Origin of the sequence: Bradyrhizobium sp. Arg237L, assembly GCF_029990105.1 — a bacterium.
Lineage (GTDB): Bacteria > Pseudomonadota > Alphaproteobacteria > Rhizobiales > Xanthobacteraceae > Bradyrhizobium.
The window spans coordinates 1-18,884 of record NZ_JAQMIL010000062.1 but is presented as its reverse complement, the minus strand read 5'-3'; the positions used below and the strand labels follow the sequence as shown (position 1 = coordinate 18,884).

At 65.3% G+C, this 18,884-nt stretch carries 18 protein-coding genes and 1 tRNA gene; 8 read left to right on the top strand and 11 right to left on the bottom strand.

From position 1 onward, the window contains the following. Positions 1–41: 41 nt before the first annotated feature. The 4 genes from OZ411_RS30885 to OZ411_RS30870 all read right to left on the bottom strand — a co-directional run bounded on the left by OZ411_RS30885 (position 42) and on the right by OZ411_RS30870 (position 4,036). Positions 42–356, bottom strand: coding sequence for a HigA family addiction module antitoxin (locus tag OZ411_RS30885; RefSeq protein WP_130581461.1), 315 nt, complete (start codon positions 354–356; stop codon positions 42–44). 45 nt (positions 357–401) lie between these two features. Next, complete coding sequence (locus tag OZ411_RS30880) at positions 402–680, bottom strand: type II toxin-antitoxin system RelE/ParE family toxin (protein ID WP_282530988.1); 279 nt, start codon at positions 678–680, stop codon at positions 402–404. 64 nt (positions 681–744) lie between these two features. Continuing rightward, entirely contained in the window at positions 745–2,499 is a 1,755-nt protein-coding gene (locus OZ411_RS30875) for a heparinase II/III family protein (RefSeq protein ID WP_282530987.1), read from the bottom strand. A gap of 190 nt (positions 2,500–2,689) precedes the next feature. Continuing rightward, positions 2,690–4,036: a transcription antitermination factor NusB gene (locus OZ411_RS30870; protein WP_282530986.1), complete on the bottom strand. Its 1,347-nt coding sequence runs from the start codon at positions 4,034–4,036 to the stop codon at positions 2,690–2,692. A 186-nt stretch (positions 4,037–4,222) separates the two neighbouring features. On the opposite strand from OZ411_RS30870, the gene OZ411_RS30865 reads away from it, so the two are divergent. Both OZ411_RS30865 and OZ411_RS30860 read left to right on the top strand, forming a co-directional pair. Beyond that, a complete protein-coding gene (locus OZ411_RS30865) occupies positions 4,223–4,420 on the top strand; it encodes a DUF1674 domain-containing protein (protein WP_130581464.1) in 198 nt (65 codons plus the stop codon). Between the two features lie 253 nt (positions 4,421–4,673). Further along, positions 4,674–5,270, top strand: a complete 597-nt coding sequence (locus tag OZ411_RS30860; protein ID WP_207234565.1) for a thermonuclease family protein — start codon at positions 4,674–4,676, stop codon at positions 5,268–5,270. 155 nt (positions 5,271–5,425) lie between these two features. Here OZ411_RS30860 and OZ411_RS30855 read toward each other — a convergent pair whose 3' ends face one another. The 3 genes from OZ411_RS30855 to acs all read right to left on the bottom strand — a co-directional run bounded on the left by OZ411_RS30855 (position 5,426) and on the right by acs (position 8,616). Further along, entirely contained in the window at positions 5,426–5,956 is a 531-nt protein-coding gene (locus OZ411_RS30855; protein ID WP_130581466.1) for a L,D-transpeptidase, read from the bottom strand. Positions 5,957–6,249: 293 nt separating this feature from the next. Further along, positions 6,250–6,642, bottom strand: a complete 393-nt coding sequence (locus tag OZ411_RS30850) for a Kazal-type serine protease inhibitor (RefSeq protein WP_130581467.1) — start codon at positions 6,640–6,642, stop codon at positions 6,250–6,252. Between the two features lie 21 nt (positions 6,643–6,663). Beyond that, positions 6,664–8,616: an acetate--CoA ligase gene (gene acs, locus OZ411_RS30845; RefSeq protein ID WP_282530985.1), complete on the bottom strand. Its 1,953-nt coding sequence runs from the start codon at positions 8,614–8,616 to the stop codon at positions 6,664–6,666. Between the two features lie 372 nt (positions 8,617–8,988). On the opposite strand from acs, the gene OZ411_RS30840 reads away from it, so the two are divergent. After that, on the top strand, positions 8,989–10,137 hold the full coding sequence (locus OZ411_RS30840) for a DNA topoisomerase IB (RefSeq protein WP_282530984.1): 1,149 nt from the start codon (positions 8,989–8,991) through the stop codon (positions 10,135–10,137). A 108-nt stretch (positions 10,138–10,245) separates the two neighbouring features. Here the strand turns inward: OZ411_RS30840 and OZ411_RS30835 are convergent, their stop codons facing one another. From OZ411_RS30835 to tsaD, 3 genes are all read right to left on the bottom strand, one after another. Continuing rightward, a complete protein-coding gene (locus OZ411_RS30835) occupies positions 10,246–10,659 on the bottom strand; it encodes an EVE domain-containing protein (RefSeq protein ID WP_130581470.1) in 414 nt (137 codons plus the stop codon). A gap of 2 nt (positions 10,660–10,661) precedes the next feature. Further along, positions 10,662–11,642 carry an NAD(P)H-dependent glycerol-3-phosphate dehydrogenase gene (locus OZ411_RS30830; protein WP_282530983.1) on the bottom strand — a complete coding sequence of 327 codons (981 nt, stop codon included), beginning with the start codon at positions 11,640–11,642 and terminating at the stop codon, positions 10,662–10,664. Positions 11,643–11,840: 198 nt separating this feature from the next. After that, the gene (gene tsaD, locus OZ411_RS30825) at positions 11,841–12,914 is read right to left on the bottom strand and encodes a tRNA (adenosine(37)-N6)-threonylcarbamoyltransferase complex transferase subunit TsaD (protein ID WP_282531010.1); all 1,074 of its coding nucleotides are present in this window, start codon (positions 12,912–12,914) and stop codon (positions 11,841–11,843) included. Between the two features lie 132 nt (positions 12,915–13,046). Between tsaD and OZ411_RS30820 the strand changes: the two genes are divergently transcribed. The 4 genes from OZ411_RS30820 (at position 13,047) to OZ411_RS30805 (ending at position 17,082) form a co-directional block, all read left to right on the top strand. Continuing rightward, positions 13,047–13,784 carry a uroporphyrinogen-III synthase gene (locus OZ411_RS30820; protein WP_130584287.1) on the top strand — a complete coding sequence of 246 codons (738 nt, stop codon included), beginning with the start codon at positions 13,047–13,049 and terminating at the stop codon, positions 13,782–13,784. A 96-nt stretch (positions 13,785–13,880) separates the two neighbouring features. Next, entirely contained in the window at positions 13,881–15,125 is a 1,245-nt protein-coding gene (locus OZ411_RS30815) for a hypothetical protein (RefSeq protein WP_282530982.1), read from the top strand. Positions 15,126–15,132: 7 nt separating this feature from the next. Beyond that, a complete protein-coding gene (locus OZ411_RS30810) occupies positions 15,133–16,914 on the top strand; it encodes a heme biosynthesis HemY N-terminal domain-containing protein (protein WP_282530981.1) in 1,782 nt (593 codons plus the stop codon). A 92-nt stretch (positions 16,915–17,006) separates the two neighbouring features. Further along, positions 17,007–17,082, top strand: a tRNA-Thr gene (locus OZ411_RS30805). Positions 17,083–17,231: 149 nt separating this feature from the next. On the opposite strand, the gene OZ411_RS30800 is transcribed toward OZ411_RS30805, so the two are convergent. Continuing rightward, positions 17,232–18,281 carry a polysaccharide deacetylase family protein gene (locus OZ411_RS30800; RefSeq protein WP_282530980.1) on the bottom strand — a complete coding sequence of 350 codons (1,050 nt, stop codon included), beginning with the start codon at positions 18,279–18,281 and terminating at the stop codon, positions 17,232–17,234. 254 nt (positions 18,282–18,535) lie between these two features. Between OZ411_RS30800 and OZ411_RS30795 the strand changes: the two genes are divergently transcribed. Then, complete coding sequence (locus tag OZ411_RS30795) at positions 18,536–18,748, top strand: hypothetical protein (protein ID WP_130584305.1); 213 nt, start codon at positions 18,536–18,538, stop codon at positions 18,746–18,748. Positions 18,749–18,884 lie beyond the last annotated feature (136 nt).

Genomic DNA, 18,884 nt, shown 5'->3' with positions numbered 1-18,884 from the left:
AGGAGCAACGAGCAAGCCCCAAGATGGTGCCATTCGCCCCGTCAGGCGGCTCTTGCCTTGATGGTCGGAATGTGACGGACGTCCTCGGTCCGCTCTGCATGCCAGGTGTCGTAGGCGGCTTGCATCCGGGTCCAGATGCCTGCTCCGTCACCGAAAAGCTTGCCGAGCCGCACCGCGATAGCCGGCGAGACCGGTTTCCTTTCCTGCAGAATGTCATAGAGGTGCTGCCGCGAAATCCCGAGCAGGCCAGCGATCTCAGCCTTGGTCCGACCGGTCGCCGGGATGATGTCATCGCGGAGCAGAGCACCGGGATGGGTGGGACAGCGCGTCTTGCTGCGCTTTGCGACATAGACCATGTTCGATCTCATTTCTTGTTTGGGCAGGATTTTTTCGGATCATGCCTAGTGATACTGCTCGAAATCAACGCGGTGGGCATCGCCATCTTCGAATTCGAACGTGATGCACCAGGGGCCATTGACGTGGACCGTGTATCGCTTCGGATTGAAGCCCTGCAGCGTATGAAAGTCGAAGCCCGGAACGTTCATTTCCTCGGGCCGAACGGCCACGTCGAGGCGATCAAGCCTCGCGAGAATGCGCTTGTGCATCTTCGCGTCGATTTTTGAGCTCTTGCCCTTAGCCCAAAGCTCCGACAGAGCCTTGCTCTTGAAGGTCTTGATCACGAGTTCATGTAAGCAATTGGCTTACATCGGTCAAGCAGTATGGCACATGCCGCGCTGGATTCATCTACAACGGCAATTCCGGCTCGCGGCGGGCGTTGCGGCGGGCATTGGTCTGGGCTGCCGAAGTGCTCGAGCGGACGAAACTCCAGCGGATGGTGGAGACCTGCCTTGCATCCTGCCGGATCACGATCTGAGAGGTGCGGCGCGGACCGTCATTGCCGGCGAGGAACACGCTGTCTTCGAGATCGACCTTGTCGTCGACCGCCTCGAAGGTCCAGACGTCGCGGTTCGGCAGCACCAGCATGACGCCGCGGGCATCCGAAAGCCGGCTCGCCTTCACCGACGGGTGCAGGTGAAACCGCAACGCGTATTCGCTGTCGTGGCCCTTGATGCGGCCGCCTGATGGCGGCGACAGCGTGTCCTCGCCGTCGAGCCGCGAGCCGTCCTGCGCCGCCATCAGCACGCGGTGATGGATGACGCCGAAGCGCGAGAGATAGCCGTCATGCGAGGTGGTCAGGACATCGCCATTGCTGGTTGCCTCGCGATAGCTCTCGACATTGCTCGGGCCGCTGGTGATCGGCGCGCCCCTGAGCAGACGCTTCATCGCCGACATCTCGACGAACTGGCAGGATGAGCTGTCGTGATAGGTCAATGTCGAATGCGCCGCCGTCGAGCGCGCGAATGGCCGCCAATTGTCGCGACCGGTGGCCGGCATGCCGCAATTGACGACGATCCGGCTCGGTCCGGCTGAAAGCTCGAACGACAGACATCCGGCATGGGCATCCTGGCTGACGCTCGGCGGTGGCGGCGGGCCGGTGTCGATGATCACGGTCATGTTGCCGGCATCGAGCCGCTGATAGCCGGTATGCGGCATGCTCGCCATCGGCGCGCCGTGGGCGTCGTCATAGGCCAGCAGCGTCGCAACGAGGTCGGACGGCGCGGTGCTCATGCCGTTGAACAGCGCGAAGCTGCCATCGCCATGGCGGAAGAAGCGCAGCATCGGCATCATGCGGTCGATGGCGTTGAGCAGCGCCGGCGGCGGGGCGATGTTTCGGGCGGCAAAGGTCTGGCGCAGCGGCAGCATATCGCTGAGCAGTTCCACCAGCGCTCCGGGATTGCGCGAGATGTGGCCGCCATCGGGCAGGATCTGCCGTTGCAATTCGTCGGACAGCCGTCGCGTCGCCGAGCGGACGTGGCGGGCCTGGTTGGCAAGGCAGAGCGAGGCGTAGCACAGCGCGATCAGGACCTGCAGCCGCGGCACCCCATCGGCGACATCGACCATGCCGTAGCGCAAATGGCGGATCTCGCGCCCCAGCCCGCGCAGATATTTCCGGTAGAATTTCCCGTCGGTATCGCTGAGCACCAGGGGCGCCTGGGACAACAGCGAGATGACGCGCCGCGCCCGCACGTCGGCGCGGCGCTCCAGGGGCCGCTTGCGGGACGCGTTCGACATCCAGTCGTCGATCAGGGAGCGCGCATTGGCCCGGGTCAGCGCGGTATCGGCGACGCGCAGATGGCGCAGCCAGCCGAAGCCGAGCAGGGCCGCCTCCCAATCCTCCGATGGCGGTTCGAGGTCGAAGATCGAACGGCCGTGGCAGGTCACGATCTTGCCGGCGAACACGAAGCGGCCGGCATAGATTTCCGCGGCGCGGGTGGCATCCGCGGTGCGCAGGTCATGGGGGGCGATGATCAGGCGGTCGCTGCGGCCGGGCCACAATCGCGACAGCGCGACGGTTCCGCCGCTGGCGCGCGCGGCCACGCTGCGCGCGAAGCGGCCAGCGATCAGCGTCGAGATGCGTCTGCGTTGGGCGACGGACACGCCTAACCTTTGAGGGGAGAAGGGGTTCTGGCGAATCCTTTTAATCCGGAAACGCCGCCAAGACACCATCTTGAAACGGCGCGAATCAGGCGCAGCGCGATCCGGACAAGGAGGCACCGGTTTTCCTCGCGCCAACCGCAAGGCATTGGCGCGGAGATCGGGTGCCAGCGACGGTGAAAACTCAATGAAATCAGGATTTAACCAGCCGCGCAGCGTAGAATCCGTCCAATCCGCCGAGCCTCGCATCGGCATGGGGCAGATGGCAGGGCAGCGTGCGCAAGTCGCCGTCGGCGGTGAGAAGCTCGGAGAGGCCGGCGACCTCGCTTGGCGTGATCGGCACGCGGCGCAGCCCTGATTCGCTGCCCAGGAGCGCCGCGATGGGTTGCTCGCCCTCCTCCGGCTCCAGTGAACAGGTGCAATAGACCAGTGTTCCGCCTGACTTGAGCAGCGTGACCGCCTTTTGCAGCAGCCGTTTCTGCAAGGCGGCCAGCGTCGCGATCTCGGCCTCCTGCCGCAACCAGGCCACGTCGGGGTGGCGGCGGATGGTGCCGGTCGAGGTGCAGGGCGCGTCGAGCAGGATGCCGTCGAAGCCGTCACCGTCGCCCGGCCACTCGACGGCGTCGGCGACGATGCATTCTGCCGAAAGCGAAAGTCGCGCAAGGTTGTCGCGCAGCCGCGCCATCCGCGCCGGCGAGCGATCGACGGCAGTCACCTGCGCGCCGGCATAGGCGAGCTGCGCCGTCTTGCCGCCGGGCGCGGCGCAGAGATCGGCGATTCGCTTGTCTTTGATGTCGCCGAACAGCCGCGCCGGAAGTGCCGCGGCGGCGTCCTGCACCCACCATTGCCCTTCCGGAAAGCCCGGCAGCATCGTCACCGAGCCGTGCAACAGCGTGCGCACGGTTCCCGTCGGCAGCATCTCACCGTGCAGCCGGCTCGCCCATTGCGCGGGGTCGGATTTCACGGTGAGGTCGAGCGAGGGTTCATTGGCGATGGCAAGCGCCATTTCGCGTGCGGTGGCTTCGCCGTAATGAGCGGCCCAGCGCGCAAACAACCAATGCGGGAGATCCAGCGTCTGGGTCCTGACCTCGTCGACCAGCGCATGGCCCTCGCGGGCGCAACGGCGCAGCACCGCATTGACGAGGCCCGCATATTTCGCGGCGCGCCGGTCCGACTGCACGAGCCGCACCGACAGATCGACCGCGGCATGATCGGGCACGTCCATCCAGAGGATCTGCGCGGCGCCGATCAGCAGCGCGCTCTGCGCACGCGGCGCGTCGGTCGGGATGCCGCGGTCGAGCAGGCGCGACAGCAGATGGCCGAGGGTTCCGAGCCGGCGCAGGATCGTCGACACCAGTCGACGCATCAGCGCGCGATCGCGATCGGCAAGCGTCTTCAGGCCGGGATGGGCGCCAGTGCCATCAAGCTGGTCATCGAGCGTGCGATGCTTGTGCAGGACGCCGTCCAGAATGTCGGCTGCGATCCGTCGCGCCGCGAGGCCGGGCACTTCGATCGACGCTGCAAATCTTGAAGGGGGCATGGAGCGGGAATATCTCAGTCGGGAAAGCCGGATAGCGCCTCGGCTCATGCCATCTTGGGGGGAAGGGACAAAAGCTCTGGCATGCGAATATGCCAAATGTAAGAAGCGGTCTTCTGATTTCTTGATCGTGATGCCAAAGCTTTGCGGATATCCGCGATATAAAATCTGTTGCAGGAAGACCGTATCATGACTGACCATGCGCCACCGCCGGAACGCAAGCCGCTGACGCCAGCGGCGCAACGTGCGCTTGCCGAAGCCGAAGCGCGACGGAAGGCCGCGACAGCAAGCGCAACGCCGATGCAGAAGGAGGTTCAAGGACCAAAGGGACCGGAACCGACGCGCTACGGTGATTGGGAGAGCAAAGGCATCGCGTCGGATTTCTGACGCGGCAGTTTCGTGTCACCTCACCCGGCTCGATTTTGTTTGGGCATGATCTCCGCGCAAACGCTTCGCGTTTGTCGCGAGCGAAATCCGGATTTCACTTTTCCGGATCATGCCCCAGAGCGTTTTCAAGCGAAGCCTGTCCCGCACTTGATGCGGGATGGAAGCCGGTTCGCGTGAAGAAAACGCGTCAAAATAAGAATCTGGAGCTTCGGTTCTGATTCAATCACGACCGAATATGCTCTAGCGTGGGGCGATGCCTCCCGACGAGCGAATCAATCCATATCGGCGATCGTTTCGCCGCGCTCCATTTGGCCGTCGGTTCTCGGCTGCTTTGCCATGGGTGTTCGTGATCGGTATTGCGCTCGGCACCCTGCTTCCAATCCGGCAATGGGTGCCTTGGCAGCTTCCGCATTGGGGGAGTGGCCGCGTGCAGGATACCGATGCGATCTGGCAGCGCGGCGGCACTCCAGATGTCCGCCGCACTGTCGACGTCATCAGGACGATCGACGGCGACACGTTCGAGGCGCGCGTGCATCTGGAGCAGGGACGCGATCTCATGACCCATGTCCGCTTGCGCGGCATCGATGCGCCGGAGTTGAAGGCATCATGCCAGGACGAATTGGAAAGGGCCGAGGCCGCGACCGATGCCTTGCGCAATCTTCTCAGCCAGGGCGGCGTCGTGATCTACAACATCGGTCCCGACAAATATCAGGGGCGCGTCGTCGCCGACGTCGCGACCAGGCGTACCGACAACGTGTCGGCGGCACTGCTCGCGGCAGGCCATGCGCGCAGCTACAATGGCGGCCATCGCTTTGGCTGGTGCGCGAGAAGTCGGCGCTTCTGGCAATAAAAAAAGCCGTGCAACGGCGCGGCTCTTGTTCATACGCGTGCTCGATCGGTTCAGCCCTGCAGCCTGGGTGGAGCGGAACGCATAGCCCGGGACATCTGCGTCAGCCTTTACGAGCGGTCCCGGGTTACGCTGCGCTTCACCCGGGCTACTGAAAATCAGTGCGTGACGACCACGGTGGCGCCGACGGGGACGCGGGAGTAGAGGTCGGTGATGTCGTCGTTCAGCATGCGAATGCAGCCGTAGGAGACGAAGCCGCCGACTGAGCCCGGCACGTTGGTGCCGTGGATCGCATATTCGCCGCCGGCGAGCGTCATCGCCGCAACGCCCATCGGATTGCGCGGCGAGCCGCCGGGAATCACGTCGGGCATGGAGGGCTTGTCCCGCTTGACTTCGGCGGGCGGCGACCAGGCCGGGTAGCGGTATTTGCCGTCGATCTGCGTGGTGCCGGCCCACTGCTTGCCGGCCTTGCCGACGCCGACCGGATAACGCATGGCGTGACCGTAATCGAGAATGAGATAGAGGCGCCGCTCGCCGGTCCTGACCACGATCGTGCCCGGAGAATAATGATCGTCGTGCATATCAACCATTTCCGGCCGTGCTTCGGCCGCCGTCGGCATCAATGCGCCCAGCCCGAATACGCCCAGCCCAAGGGTGGCAGCCACGGCCACCGTGCTCCTCATCGACATGAAGCTCTCCACTTCCAGCCGCCCAATTCAGTGCCCTGAGATGTCAGGGGCTCTCAAATCTCGCGCCGGCCGGCGAAATACCGGCTGGCCGCTCGCACCAGGCATTCTCGACCGCGTTTGTTAACCGGCTATTTTTTGTGTCGGGCGCGGGACGGCTCGCGATAGGTCGAAGAAAAGAAAAGTCGAAAATAAAGTAAATGACCCGGAAACAACGCCCGGCGGCAACCGTGCGGCCATGGCGGCAGAATGCCTGACGGTCGCGTGAGAAGATGTCGATCGTGGTTGCGCGGCGGCTACTTGCTCGACTTCTTCTTCTTGGCCGCCGGCGGCTTCTCCGGCTTCGGCTCCGCGGCGCCCGGCGCTTTCTTGCAAGGACCGGCATAGTCGACCGCGACCTTGACGTGCCGCGCCTCGCACTCGTTCGGATAGGTCTTGCCGTTGCAGCCGCAAACCGGGCGGTGAATCCGGATGCAGAAAGCCGGGGCCTTCTCGCAGGTGCCTTTGGCTTCCTCGACGCCGCATTGTCCGGCGTCCTTGCGGCAGAACAGTGCCGAGTTGCACGTGATCTTCTCCGGCCCCCCGCAGGCTTCGTCGAGATTCGCCGCGCGCAAGCTCGGCACGCCGACCATGAGGCCAACCGCGGCAATCAGCGCCGCGGCAGCAAGACGACCAAAATGCAACCCCATGAACTTCCCCCTGCCGCGGTCTTAAACCGCGGCGCCCTTCTTGTTCTGCCGGTTCTTGACGAGATCGTCCACGACGGCCGGATCGGCCAGCGTCGAGGTGTCGCCGAGGCTTGACGGCTCGTCCTCGGCGATCTTGCGCAGGATGCGGCGCATGATCTTGCCGGAGCGCGTCTTGGGCAGGCCCGGTGCGAACTGGATCAAGTCGGGCGAGGCGATCGGACCGATGTCCTTGCGCACCCAGGCAACCAGCTCCTTGCGCAACTCCTCGCTCGGCTCGGTGCCTGCCATCAGCGTGACATAGGCGTAGATGCCCTGACCCTTGATGTCATGGGGATAGCCGACCACGGCGGCTTCCGACACCGCGGCATGCGCCACCAGCGAACTCTCGACCTCGGCGGTGCCCATGCGGTGGCCGGAGACATTGATGACGTCGTCGACGCGGCCGGTGATCCAGTAAAAGCCGTCGGCGTCGCGCCGGCAGCCGTCGCCGGTGAAGTACTTGCCCTTGTAGGTCGAGAAATAGGTCTGCTCGAAACGGGCGTGGTCGCCATAGACGGTGCGCATCTGGCCGGGCCAGGATTTGATCAGGCAGAGATTGCCGGTCGCCTCGCCCTCCAGCACCTTGCCGTCGGCATCGACGATGTCAGGCACCACGCCGAAGAACGGCCGCGTCGCCGAGCCCGGCTTCAGCTTGGTGGCGCCGGGCAGCGGGGTGATCAGAATGCCGCCGGTCTCGGTCTGCCACCAGGTGTCGACGATCGGGCAGCGGCTGTCGCCGACCACGCGATAGTACCATTCCCAGGCTTCCGGATTGATGGGCTCGCCGACCGAGCCGAGCAGCTTCAGGCTCTTGCGCGACGTCTTCTTGACGGGCTCGTCACCACCCTGCATCAGCGCGCGGATCGCGGTCGGCGCGGTGTAGAAGATGTTGACCTTGTGCTTGTCGACGACGTTCCAGAAGCGGGAATTGTCCGGATAGTTCGGCACGCCTTCGAACATCAGCGTGGTCGCGCCGTTGGCGAGCGGACCATAGAGGATGTAGGTGTGGCCGGTGACCCAGCCGACGTCGGCGGTGCACCAGTAGATGTCGCCGTCGTGATAATCGAACACGTATTGATGCGTCATCGACGCGAACACGAGATAGCCGCCGGAGGTGTGCAGCACACCCTTGGGTTGGCCGGTCGAGCCTGACGTATAGAGGATGAACAGCGGATCTTCGGCGTGCATCGGCTCGCACGGGCAGTCCGTCGTCACCATCTCGGCCGCCTCGTGGTACCAGAAGTCGCGGGTCGGATTCATGTCGACGGCGGCGCCGGTGTGCTTGACCACGACGACCCAGTCGACGCCCTCGGTCTTGGAAAGCGCCGCATCGACATTGGCCTTCAGCGGCACCTTCCTTCCGCCGCGCAATCCTTCGTCGGCGGTGATGACGATCTTGGATTTGCAGTCGTTGATGCGCTGGGCGAGGCTGTCGGGCGAGAAGCCCGCGAACACCACCGAATGAATCGCGCCGATCCGCGCGCAGGCCAGGATCGCATAGGCGGCCTCGGGGATCATCGGCAAATAGATGGTGACGCGGTCGCCCTTTGCGACGTTGCGGTTGCGCAGGATGTTGGCCATCCGGCAGACTTCGTCGTGCAGCTCGCGATAGGTGATGTGCTTCGACTTCGAGGGATCGTCGCCCTCCCAAATGATCGCGGTCTGGTCGCCGCGGGTCTCGAGATGGCGGTCGATGCAGTTCCAGGCGACGTTGAGCACGCCGTCCTCGAACCATTTGATCGAGATGTTGCCGGGCGCGAAGGAGACGTTCTCGACCTTGGTGTACGGCTTGATCCAGTCGATGCGCTTGCCGTGCTCGGCCCAGAAGCCGTTGGGGTCGGAAACCGAGCGCGCATACATCTCCCGGTACTTGGCGTCGTCGACATAGGCGCGCTTGGCCCAATCGGCTGAGACGTCATAGATCTTCTCGGACATCATTCCCTCCACTCGACATCCGGCCCGCGTGATCCCGGTGTTGCGGGCCGTCTTGATCGTTACGGTGATTATGCGTCGCCGGACAATGCCCGGACAAGCGCTGGCGACTTGGACCTTGGTCGGCTCTCCTGCCGAAGCCTTGGTTCCAGTTGAACGGAGCGATCAAAATCACGTTTTGAGCGAAGTCAAAATCAACGTTATCGCGCGAATGGCACCCATGAGCGGTAATTAGAAACCGGTAATGACTGATTCGCGACTCGCAAAAGGTAAAGGAACCCCCTAAATGGCGTTTCCGGGGCCAGACGGCCCTCCGGAACCAAGCCATAAAAATCGGCATTACCGATAAACAGTGGAGCCAAGGCGTCAACGGTCATGACGGATCAGCAGAATTTTGTGGCTACGCGGCCCGTTTCCGCCGATCCAACCCTGCCCCTGGCAAAAGCGCTAGGCCAATGGCCGCGCAAGCTGCCCACCCCCAAGCAGAAGATCACCGTCAAGACCTCGGTGAGGGAGCTGGCCGAGGAACTGGGCCTGAAGCTCGGCGACCAGGCCCTGCTCACCATCCGCCGTGTCAAGCGCGGCAAGAGCTATTCCTTTGTTCGCGCCAACGGCTCGCACATCCGCGATGCCCGTACCATCCGCCGCCTGCACGCGATGGCAGTGCCGCCGGCCTATCGCGAGGTGCGCTATTCCCACGATCCCAGCTCGCATTTGCAGGCGATTGGGCGCGACGCCGCCGGACGGCTGCAATACCGGTATCACGCCGACTGGGAGAAGGTGCGCGAGCATCGCAAGGCGCATCGGCTGGCAAAGCTGGTGGGGGCGCTGCCGAAGATCCGGCGCAACGTCTCGAAATACCTGTCCGACGACGAGCCGACGCGCGAATTCGCGCTGTCGGCGGTGATCGAATTGATCGCGCGCACGGCGATCCGCCCGGGCAACGAATCCTATGCGCGGCTGAACGGCACTCGCGGCGCCACCACGCTCTTGAAGTCGAACGTCACGCTCGAAGACGACTGCGTGGTGCTGACCTTCAAGGCCAAGGGCGGCAAGGCCGTGCGCAAGGAATGCGACGCGGCCAAGCTGGTGCGCGCGATCGGCATTCTGCGTAGCGTGCCGGGCAAGCGCATGTTCCAGTATCGCGACAGGTCGGGCATCGTGCGCGCGGCGTCGACGACGGCGGTGAATGCGTTCCTGCGCGAGATCGCCGGCATCAAGATTTCGCTGAAGGATTTTCGCACGCTGATGGCTTCTGCGGTCGTGCTGGAGTCGCTGTCGCGGATCACGCCGGCATCCAGCGCCCGCGGCCGCAAGAAGCAGGTGCTGGAAGCGGTGCGTGCCGCCGCCGATGAACTCTCCAATACGCCCGCGATCTGCCGCAAGAGCTATGTCCACGACACCATCGTCACCGCCTTCGAGGACGGCATCCTGGAGCGATTTGCCGCGACCATGAAGGGCTACCGCACGCAAGCCAAGCGCGAGCAGCTATTGGCGCAGGTGGTGACCGCGGCGGCGGTTTGAAGATTTTGTAGTGGGCAAAGCGAAGCGAGCCCACCATCAAGCATTCCGCTCGTGGTGGTGGGCACGCTTCGCTTTGCCCACCCTACCGAAGTTACGAGGCGGCGCTTGTCACAGCCCGCCCATCTTGCAGACGATCTTCCACTCATCCGCGGTAACGGGCTGTACCGACAGGCGCGAATATTTGACCAGCGCCATATCGGCGAGCTTTGTCTCGGCCTTGATCGCTCCGATCGTCACCGGCGTCTTCAGGGGCTTGTCGGCCTTGATGTCGACGCAGACGAATTTGCCGGTTTTGTCGGTCGGGTCGGGATAGGCCTCCTTGATGATCTCGGCGATGCCGACGATCTCCTTGCCCTCGTTGGAGTGATAGAAGAAGGCCTTGTCGCCTTTCTTCATGTTCACGAGATTCTGGCGCGCGGTGAAGTTGCGCACGCCGGTCCAGGCCTCGCCCTTGGCGCCCTTCGCCACCTGCTGCTCCCAGGACCAGCTCGACGGTTCGGATTTCACCAGCCAGTACGCCATCGTCATCCCTCCGCCTTGAACGGCCGCGTCAAGAGGCCCTCGATCGCAGCATCGATCGTCAATTGCTTGGTAAGGATCGCTGCGACCGCATTTGATACCGGCATCTCGATGTCTTGCGAAGCCGCAAGCTCGATCAGCACCGGCGCTGTGAATTCCCCTTCGGCGAGCTTGCCGGTCGCGGGCCGTTCGCCGCGGCCAAGCGCAATGCCGAGTGCGAAATTACGCGACTGCGGGCTGGAGCAGCTCAGGATCAGGTCGCCGAGGCCGGACAGTCCCACTAAGGTTTCGGCGCGGGCCCCGCAGGCGCGGCCGAGCCGCGCCAGTTCGGTGAAGCCGCGCGTGGTCAACGCGGCAAGCGCCGACGCCCCGAGCTCGCGGCCAGCCACGATGCCCGCCGCGATCGCCAGCACGTTCTTGGCGGCACCGCCGATTTCGACGCCGCGGACGTCGGTCGTGTGATAGGGCCGGAAGGTCGGCGATCCCAGCGCCTGCACCAGTAAGCTCGCCAGCGCTTCATCTCTCGTCGCCAGCGTCACCGCTGTTGGAAGTCCGCGCGCGACATCATCGGCAAAGCTTGGTCCCGACAATATCGCCGGCGTCGCGTCGGGCGCGGCTTCCGCAATCACGTCGGTCATGAATTTGTGGGTGCCGCGCTCGATGCCCTTGGCGCAGGCGATCACAGGGGTGGCCTTCGCAAGTTGCGGCGCCAGATGCATGACGGACGCGCGCAGATGCTGCGCGGGGGTGGCGACCAGGATGAGATCGGCGCGGGCAGCCGCGGCGATGTCGGCGGTTACCTTGACGCTGGCATCGAGAAGCACGCCGGGCAGTCTTGGATTGGCGCGCGTCGCCTGGATCTGCGCAGCATGCGCCGCGTCGCGCGCATAGAGCGTGACGTCACGACCGGCGCGCGCAGCGACAGCCGCGAGCGCCGTGCCCCACGCACCTGCGCCGATCACGCCAACGGATTGATGCGCCGGCATCAGGCAGACTCATCTGAACTCCCTCTCCCCGCTCTTGCGGGGAGAGGGTTGGGGTGAGGGGCTGCTCTCCGCGAATCCGCAAAGTGAGGTGTGCGCGGAGGCTCCCCCTCACTTGGATTTGCGCTACGCGCAAATCCGACCTCTCCCCGCAAGCGGGGCGAGGTGGCACGGCGTCTGCAGCGTGATCCTTCAAACATCTCAGAATCCCGCGCGGGTGTTGGCGTAGCCCGCGGGCGCCTTGGCGTTGGCGTCGAGCAGCCAGCGGGCGCGCGGCGGCGCGTCCATCGTGTCGGTGAGGCCGAGCGCCATCCGCTCGGCGCCGGCCCACGCGATCATCGCGCCATTGTCGGTGCAGAGCGCGGGCGGCGGAATGATCAGCGTCGTCTGTGCACTGGCGGCGACATCCTGCAGCGCGCCGCGGATCGCATGATTGGCGGCGACGCCGCCGGCCGCGACCAGCGCGCGCGGCGGACCGAATTGCTCATGGAACAATCTCAACCCGACACTCAGCCGGTCCGCAGTCGATTCCAGCACCGCGGCCTGAAAACCGGCGCAGAGATCGCTGACATCCTGCGGCTCCAGCGGCGCCAATCGGCTCGCTTCGTTGCGCACGGCGGTCTTCAGGCCTGACAGTGAGAAATTGGCGTCGGCGCGGCCGAGCATTGGCCGCGGAAACGCAAAGCGCGTGGCGTCGCCGCCTTCGGCCGCGCGCTCCACCTCCGGCCCGCCCGGATAGGGCAGCGACAGCATCTTTGCGACCTTGTCGAAGGCCTCGCCCATGGCGTCATCGACGGTGGTGCCGAGCCGCACATACTGGCCGACGCCGACGACGGCGACGATCTGGGTATGGCCGCCGGAGGCCAGGAACAGGCAATAGGGAAACGCTAACGCACAAGTGAGCCGCGGCGTCAGCGCATGCGCCTCCAGATGGTTCACCGCGATCAGCGGCGTCTCGTGCACCATCGCGATCGCCTTTGCCGTGGTGAGGCCGACGATGACGCCGCCGATCAGGCCGGGGCCTGCGGCCGCAGCGACGGCGGACAATTGCGCATAGCCGATATCAGCCTCTTTCATGGCGCGATCGACGATGCCATCGAGCAGGTCGACATGGGCGCGCGCGGCGATCTCCGGCACCACGCCGCCGAAGCGTGCGTGCTCTTCTGTCTGCGAGCGCACGATGTTGGACAGGATGCGTCCGCTGCCGTCGCTCTGGCGCTCGACCACAGCGGCTGCAGTTTCATCGCAGGTGGTCTCTATACCCAACACCAGCATCGGCGTGTCGTTACCCAATCTCGGTCCTTGTGCTATTCGCTTGCCATCATCCGTCCGTCACTCGGTAGCATTGTGAGGTCACAGCGTGCAATCGTCGGTTCAGCCCCAAATGTCGCTCCTGAAAGCCTGAAGATGGCCGTTCTTGTCACGCGCCCGCAAGGAGATGCCGAGGCCACTGCCGATAGCCTGCGCAGCCGGGGTTTTGAGGTCCTGCTCGCGCCGATGCTGCGGTTCGAGGCGCTGCCGTTCCAGGAAGAAGATGCGGCGGGCTATGACGCCGTCATCGTCACCAGCGCCAACGCGCTGCGCGCCGTCGCGCCGCAGCTAGCCGGCCATGCGCTGCTTCGCCTGCCGCTGTTTGCGGTCGGCGAGCATACCGCTGCCGCGGCGCGCGAGGCCGGATTTGGCGAGGTGGCAAGCGCCGACGGGGATGCCACTGCGCTCTACGAGCTCGTGCGGGCGCGCAGGAAGGCCAAGAAACTGAAAAAGGCGGCGACCTTGCTTTATCTCGCGGGCGCCGATCTCTCGCGCGATCTCGCCGGCGAGCTGGGCGAGGCCGGCTTTACGGTCATAACCCGCACGACTTACCGGATGAGCCCGGTGGCCGGCCTGCCGCGGCAGGCGTGTGACGCTTTCATGGCCGGCGGTATCGAGGCCGTGTTGCATTATTCCCGCCGCAGCGCGCAGGCGTTTCTCGATGCGGCGCGGGCCGAAGGGCTCGAAATATCGGCCCTGGCGTCGCCGCACTGCTGCATTTCGGCGGGTGTTGCCGCCGTCCTGCGCGAGGCCGGAGCCACCCAGGTCGTCACCGCCGCCTCGCCGGACGAAAATGCCCTGTTCGAGGCCCTGACGCGTGCTTTGCGGCCCTGATTGGCTTAAGAGAACGGTCCGATTCTGGTAAGTCTTATTCTGGTAAAGTCTTGGCTTTCCCGGTTTCGGCGTATCAACAGTCAAGGGAACCGCTGCATGGTCGACGAGAGGCCCGAAGACACCGAATCGGCGGCGGATTCCTCCGCCCGGCCGCGGCGCGCGCCGCCGACCATCGATCTCAAGGCGACCGAGGTGTCGAGCGAACCGCCCAAAACGGATTCCGTGAGTCCGGATGGCGCGGTGGCGGATAGCGAGAATGTGAGCGGCGAAGCGGCGGCCGCCGAAGCAACACCGCAGCCCGAGCCTGAGGTGGAGACGGCTGCGGCCGCGCCGGATCCGGAACCCTCGTTCTCCGAAGCCCCGCCTCGGCCGATCTCGCCCTGGGTGATCGCGCCTGTTTCGGGCGCCGTCGCTGCCGCGCTGGTGATCGGCGTCGGCTGGTTGCTCGGCTGGCCCGCGGTACAGCCGGCGCAGCCGCCTGTGCCGCAGCTTAGCGCCGGCGCCATCGATGAGCTCACCGGGCGTGTCGCAGGCGTGGAAGCTAAGATCAGCAGGCAGGCTTCAGGCGATCAGGCACTGACCGCGCGGATCGACGGGCTGGAGAAATCCGCGAATGCGTTGCGCGGCGAACTTGCAGCGTCACGCGCGCAATCGGACAGACTGACTGCTGCGATCGATCAGGTGAAATCGATGCCACGCGATGGGTCCGCGCCCGCGCAGGATCTTTCTGTTATCAACGATCGCATCGCAAGGATCGAGAGCGCCGTACGGAAGCAAACGGCTGAGTTGGCCCAGCAAGGCAACAAGCCCGCTGACGACATGCCGCTGCGCCGCGTGGTTGCCGCATCGCTGCTCGATGTCGCGGTCCGCCACGGCGATGCCTATGCGGCGCCGCTCGAGGCCGCCAAGCAGTTTGCGGAAAACCCCGATGTGCTCAAGCCGCTCGATGCGTTCGCGGCCTCCGGCGTGCCGAGCGCGGGTGCGCTCTGCCGCCAGCTCCTCGAGATCGTGCCAAAGCTTGCGCCGCCTCCGCCCGCGTCCGCTGCCACCACCGGCACCGGCATCGTTGATCGCCTGCAGGCGGGCGCGGCAAAGCTCGTGCGCATCGAGCGCACCGATGCGGCCGGCACCGATCGCGGCAGCGTGGTTGCGCGCATCACCCAGGCTGCGCTGCGCAACGATCTCGGTGAGGCGCAACGCGAACTGATGACGCTGGCGCCCGCTGATCGCACGGCGGCGCAAGCGTGGCTCGAAAAAGTCGAAGCGCGCGCCGCAGCGCTGGCGGCTTCGCGAACATTCGCCGATAACGCCATGGCTGGGCTCGCGAAGGCCGGACAGTAGGTTCTCCATGATCCGGATCATTGTGTTTCTTGTGTTGATCGCGCTTGCCGCGGCCGGCGCCGCCTGGGTCGCCGACCAGCCCGGCGACGTCGTGCTGTCCTGGGCCGGCGGGCGCATGACAACCACGCTGCCGGTGTTCGCGCTGGGGCTCAGCATCGTCGCGGTCGTGGCCGTCATCGTCTGGTCGATCCTGCGCGGCCTGTGGCGGGTGCCGGCGCGCATCCGGAGCGGCCGGCGCGAGCGCCGTCATGCGCGTGGCCGTCATGCGATCACCCAAGGGCTGCTCGCGATCGGCCACGGCGATTCGACGGCGGCGCGGCAGCATGCGGAAACGGCGCGGCGTCACGCCGGCAGCGATCCGCTGACGCTTCTTCTGAACGCGCAATCGGCGCAACTCGACGGCGATCGCGCCGGCGCGCAAGCCGCATTCCGCGCGATGGCCGAGCGTGGGGATACGCGGCTGCTCGGCCTGCGCGGCCTGTTCATCGAGGCGCAGCGTTCGGACGATGCGGTCGCCGCGGTCATGATCGCGGAAGAGGCGCTGAAGGTTTCGCCATCCTCGCCATGGGCCTCGCAGGCCGTGCTCGGCTTCTGCTGCGCCAAGGGTGACTGGGCCGGCGCACTGGCGATCCTCGACAACAACCAGACGTCCGGCCTGATCAATAAGGCGACCTATCGGCGGCAGCGCGGCGTGCTGCTCGCCGCACGCGCGCTGGAGTTCGAGACCGTCGACCGCGACCTGTCGCGCGAAAGCGTGACGGAGGCGATCAAGCTCGCGCCGACGCTGATCCCGGCCGCGGTGCTTGCCGCCAAATATGAGAGCGAGGCGCACCAGGTTCGGCGCGCGATGAAGATCGTCGAGACCGCGTGGCTGTCGCAGCCGCATCCCGATCTCGCCGATGCCTATGCGCATGTGAAGCTAGGGGACTCCGCGCGGCAGCGGCTGGTGCGGGTGGAGACGCTGGCGGCGAAGACACCAGGCAATATCGAGGGCGCGCTCGCGATCGCGCGCGCGGCCATCGACGCCGCCGAATTCGCCAAGGCGCGCGAGGCGCTTACACCCTTCATCGCCGCGCCGACGCAACGCGTGGCGCTGTTGATGGCTGAGATCGAGCGCACCGAGCATGGCGACAGCCGCCGCGCCCGCGCCTGGACCTTGCGCGCGGTGCGCGCACTGCACGATCCGGCCTGGACTGCGGACGGCTATGTCAGCGATCGCTGGCGGCCGGTCTCGCCGGTCACCGGCCGGCTCGATGCCTTCCAGTGGCAGACGCCGGTTGCCGCGCTCCCGTCCGACAAGGGCCCGGCCATCGAATCCTCGCCGTTCGAGGAAGCGATGCTCGCCTCAAAGCGGATCGAGTTGCCGAAGGAAGCCCCGAGCGCGCCGCCCGCAAAACCGCTCGAGCCGGTGGCCGAAAAGCCGGTCGACATCATAAAACCGGTTGAAGCAGCGCCACCCGCCCCCCAGGACAACACCCCGCTGGCCGCCCCCCAGGCCCCGGTGGAACCAGCGTCCGCCCCACCGCCAGCGGCCGCGTCGACCCCGCCCGCGCCACAGCCGGCACCGGCCGAATCATCGCCTGCGGCGGTCGCGCCGCTGTTCCGCGAACGCCAGGACATCCCCAAAACGCCGCCGGCGCCGATTCCGGCCGTGATTCCCATCGTCCGCGCCCCCGACGACCCCGGGATCGAGGAAGACGGCACCCGCGACGAATTTTCCGAGCAAATCGGCCCGCCCAAGGCCCAGGCCGGCGGCTGGCGCGGGTTTCTGTCCCGCTGGGGGAGCTGAGGCGCGGTCAAATGACCGCGTCAACCTTGCCAATCGAGGCCACGCCCGATATCAGTGCGCACGCGCTTTCCGGCCAGTCGCCGAACGGGTCCGCCGCAATAGCTCAGTTGGTAGAGCACGTCATTCGTAATGACGGGGTCGGGGGTTCGAGTCCCTCTTGCGGCACCATCGCTCAGCATTCCCGCGACGAACTCAGCGGTGAGCGTCCGCTGCGCGCATTTCGTGATCCCTTCGAACTTAAGCCGTCCCAAAAACGTGGATGGCCGGGACGAGCCCGGCCATGACGACGATACGCGGATAGGGCGCTGTTCGATCAGTTACTGCTGCGAAACGGTCTGCACCACGCTGGAGAGCGGACGCGCGCTCACGGCGGGGACCTTCATGTCCTTGACCATGAGGGCGTCGTATTCGGGCAGGGTTTCCAGCGGCTCCTTCGCCTTCATCTGGACCACTTTGTAACCGCCGGCCTTCAGGCGACGCAGCAGCGTCGGCAGGGCTTGCGCGGTGTGCTTCTGCAGGTCGTGCATCAGGATGATGCCCTTGCCCTGCTTTTCCAGCTTGGTCATGACGGTCTGGATCACCTGGTCAGGCGAGCTGGACTTGAAGTCCAGGGAATCGACGTCGACGGAGAACATCGCGATATTCCGGCTGGCCAGATGCGCGATTGTCGCTTGGGTGTGGGCGAGCGCCGGGAAGCGGAAGAACGGCGAGGGCGCGGTGCCGAGCGCCATCTTCACGGCGCTGAATCCCTTTTCGATCTCGTCCTTGGCCTGCTGCTCCGTCAGCTTCTTGCTGTCGAGATGCGCATGCGACCAAGTATGCGCGCCGACCGTGTGGCCGGCGGCGGCGACCTGCTTCAGGATCTCCGGATGATAGGTGGTGTGCAGGCCGATCGGGAAGAACACCGCCTTGGTGCATTCGTCGGCCAGCGCCTTCAGCACCGCCGGCGTGGTCGGCCACGGGCCGTCGTCGAAGGTCAGCACGACCTCCTTGTCGGTCAGGAAGTCGAATTGCTTGTACTGCAGGAAGCCGAAGCCCGGTCCGCCCGTGGTGTCGATGACGACGGTGCGGCTGACGCCGAGCGCATCGGGATTGGCGCAGGTCGATTTCGCCTGCATCGGCGCGGGTGCCGGTGCGGGAGCAGGCGCCGGGGCGGCAGCCGCCTGTTTGGACACCGTGGCGGTGGTCTCGACATCGTCCTTGGCGGCCGATTTCGCGGCGGCTGGCGGCAGCGAATCCGCCGCCCGGGCGGCGACGGTTTGTGGCGGAGCCGCATCGGCCCGCGGCGCAGCAGTCCAGAACCACACTCCGGCGATCACGACCGCCGCAACAACAACGGCCAGCATCAGGCCTATCGGATTACGCATCGCTACTCTCTTGGGAAACTCGGGGCTCGCTCGTAACGATCCATTAGTGCCAACGAGGTCTTAACGCGATCCCAACGCGCCCCGCTTTGGCGAAGAAAATTCGGCCTTTGTTCTGCGTGATGATCATCACATCCGTTCGCCGCGACGTTTGGCCGGAACTGGGCCGCGGGTGCGGTTGTTTGAACCTTCTTCAGCGTGAGGCAACAATATAGAACGCCGTTGTCTCGCCTATTGCCAATACGAAGGCTTGAGAAATGACCAGATTGCTGTTCGTGATTCCGCTGCTTCTGGCGGCATCCGCGGCCTCGGCGCAGCAGCAGGGGCGGGAGGCCTGTACACGCGACGCGTCGCGGTTCTGCCGGCCGTATCTCGACAAGGGCGATGATGCTGTGCTGGCCTGCCTGAAGGAGCACCGTGGCCGCCTCACCAAGGCGTGCCAACAGACGCTGACCACTCACGGGCAGTAACGGCAAGTAGTTCGTAGCCCGGGTGGAGCGGAACGCGTAACCCGGGACAGGCGCATCAATGTCCACTGGAGTGCCCCCCAAAAGTGAGACACGGGAAATTAGGGACAGTTCTCTAACGGAGAACGTATGCCCAACA

Excerpts from the sequence above, each read along its gene's own strand:
- acs (WP_282530985.1), bottom strand. The coding sequence starts at position 8,616 with ATGTCCGAGAAGATCTATGACGTCTCAGCCGATTGGGCCAAGCGCGCC.
- OZ411_RS30815 (WP_282530982.1), top strand. The coding sequence starts at position 13,881 with ATGGTCGACGAGAGGCCCGAAGACACCGAATCGGCGGCGGATTCCTCC.
- OZ411_RS30860 (WP_207234565.1), top strand. The coding sequence starts at position 4,674 with ATGCCTCCCGACGAGCGAATCAATCCATATCGGCGATCGTTTCGCCGC.
- OZ411_RS30885 (WP_130581461.1), bottom strand. The coding sequence starts at position 356 with ATGGTCTATGTCGCAAAGCGCAGCAAGACGCGCTGTCCCACCCATCCC.
- OZ411_RS30865 (WP_130581464.1), top strand. The coding sequence starts at position 4,223 with ATGACTGACCATGCGCCACCGCCGGAACGCAAGCCGCTGACGCCAGCG.
- OZ411_RS30870 (WP_282530986.1), bottom strand. The coding sequence starts at position 4,036 with ATGCCCCCTTCAAGATTTGCAGCGTCGATCGAAGTGCCCGGCCTCGCG.
- OZ411_RS30820 (WP_130584287.1), top strand. The coding sequence starts at position 13,047 with ATGGCCGTTCTTGTCACGCGCCCGCAAGGAGATGCCGAGGCCACTGCC.
- OZ411_RS30835 (WP_130581470.1), bottom strand. The coding sequence starts at position 10,659 with ATGGCGTACTGGCTGGTGAAATCCGAACCGTCGAGCTGGTCCTGGGAG.
- OZ411_RS30855 (WP_130581466.1), bottom strand. The coding sequence starts at position 5,956 with ATGTCGATGAGGAGCACGGTGGCCGTGGCTGCCACCCTTGGGCTGGGC.
- OZ411_RS30800 (WP_282530980.1), bottom strand. The coding sequence starts at position 18,281 with ATGCGTAATCCGATAGGCCTGATGCTGGCCGTTGTTGTTGCGGCGGTC.
- OZ411_RS30830 (WP_282530983.1), bottom strand. The coding sequence starts at position 11,642 with ATGCCGGCGCATCAATCCGTTGGCGTGATCGGCGCAGGTGCGTGGGGC.
- OZ411_RS30840 (WP_282530984.1), top strand. The coding sequence starts at position 8,989 with ATGACGGATCAGCAGAATTTTGTGGCTACGCGGCCCGTTTCCGCCGAT.
- OZ411_RS30795 (WP_130584305.1), top strand. The coding sequence starts at position 18,536 with ATGACCAGATTGCTGTTCGTGATTCCGCTGCTTCTGGCGGCATCCGCG.
- tsaD (WP_282531010.1), bottom strand. The coding sequence starts at position 12,914 with ATGCTGGTGTTGGGTATAGAGACCACCTGCGATGAAACTGCAGCCGCT.
- OZ411_RS30850 (WP_130581467.1), bottom strand. The coding sequence starts at position 6,642 with ATGGGGTTGCATTTTGGTCGTCTTGCTGCCGCGGCGCTGATTGCCGCG.
- OZ411_RS30810 (WP_282530981.1), top strand. The coding sequence starts at position 15,133 with ATGATCCGGATCATTGTGTTTCTTGTGTTGATCGCGCTTGCCGCGGCC.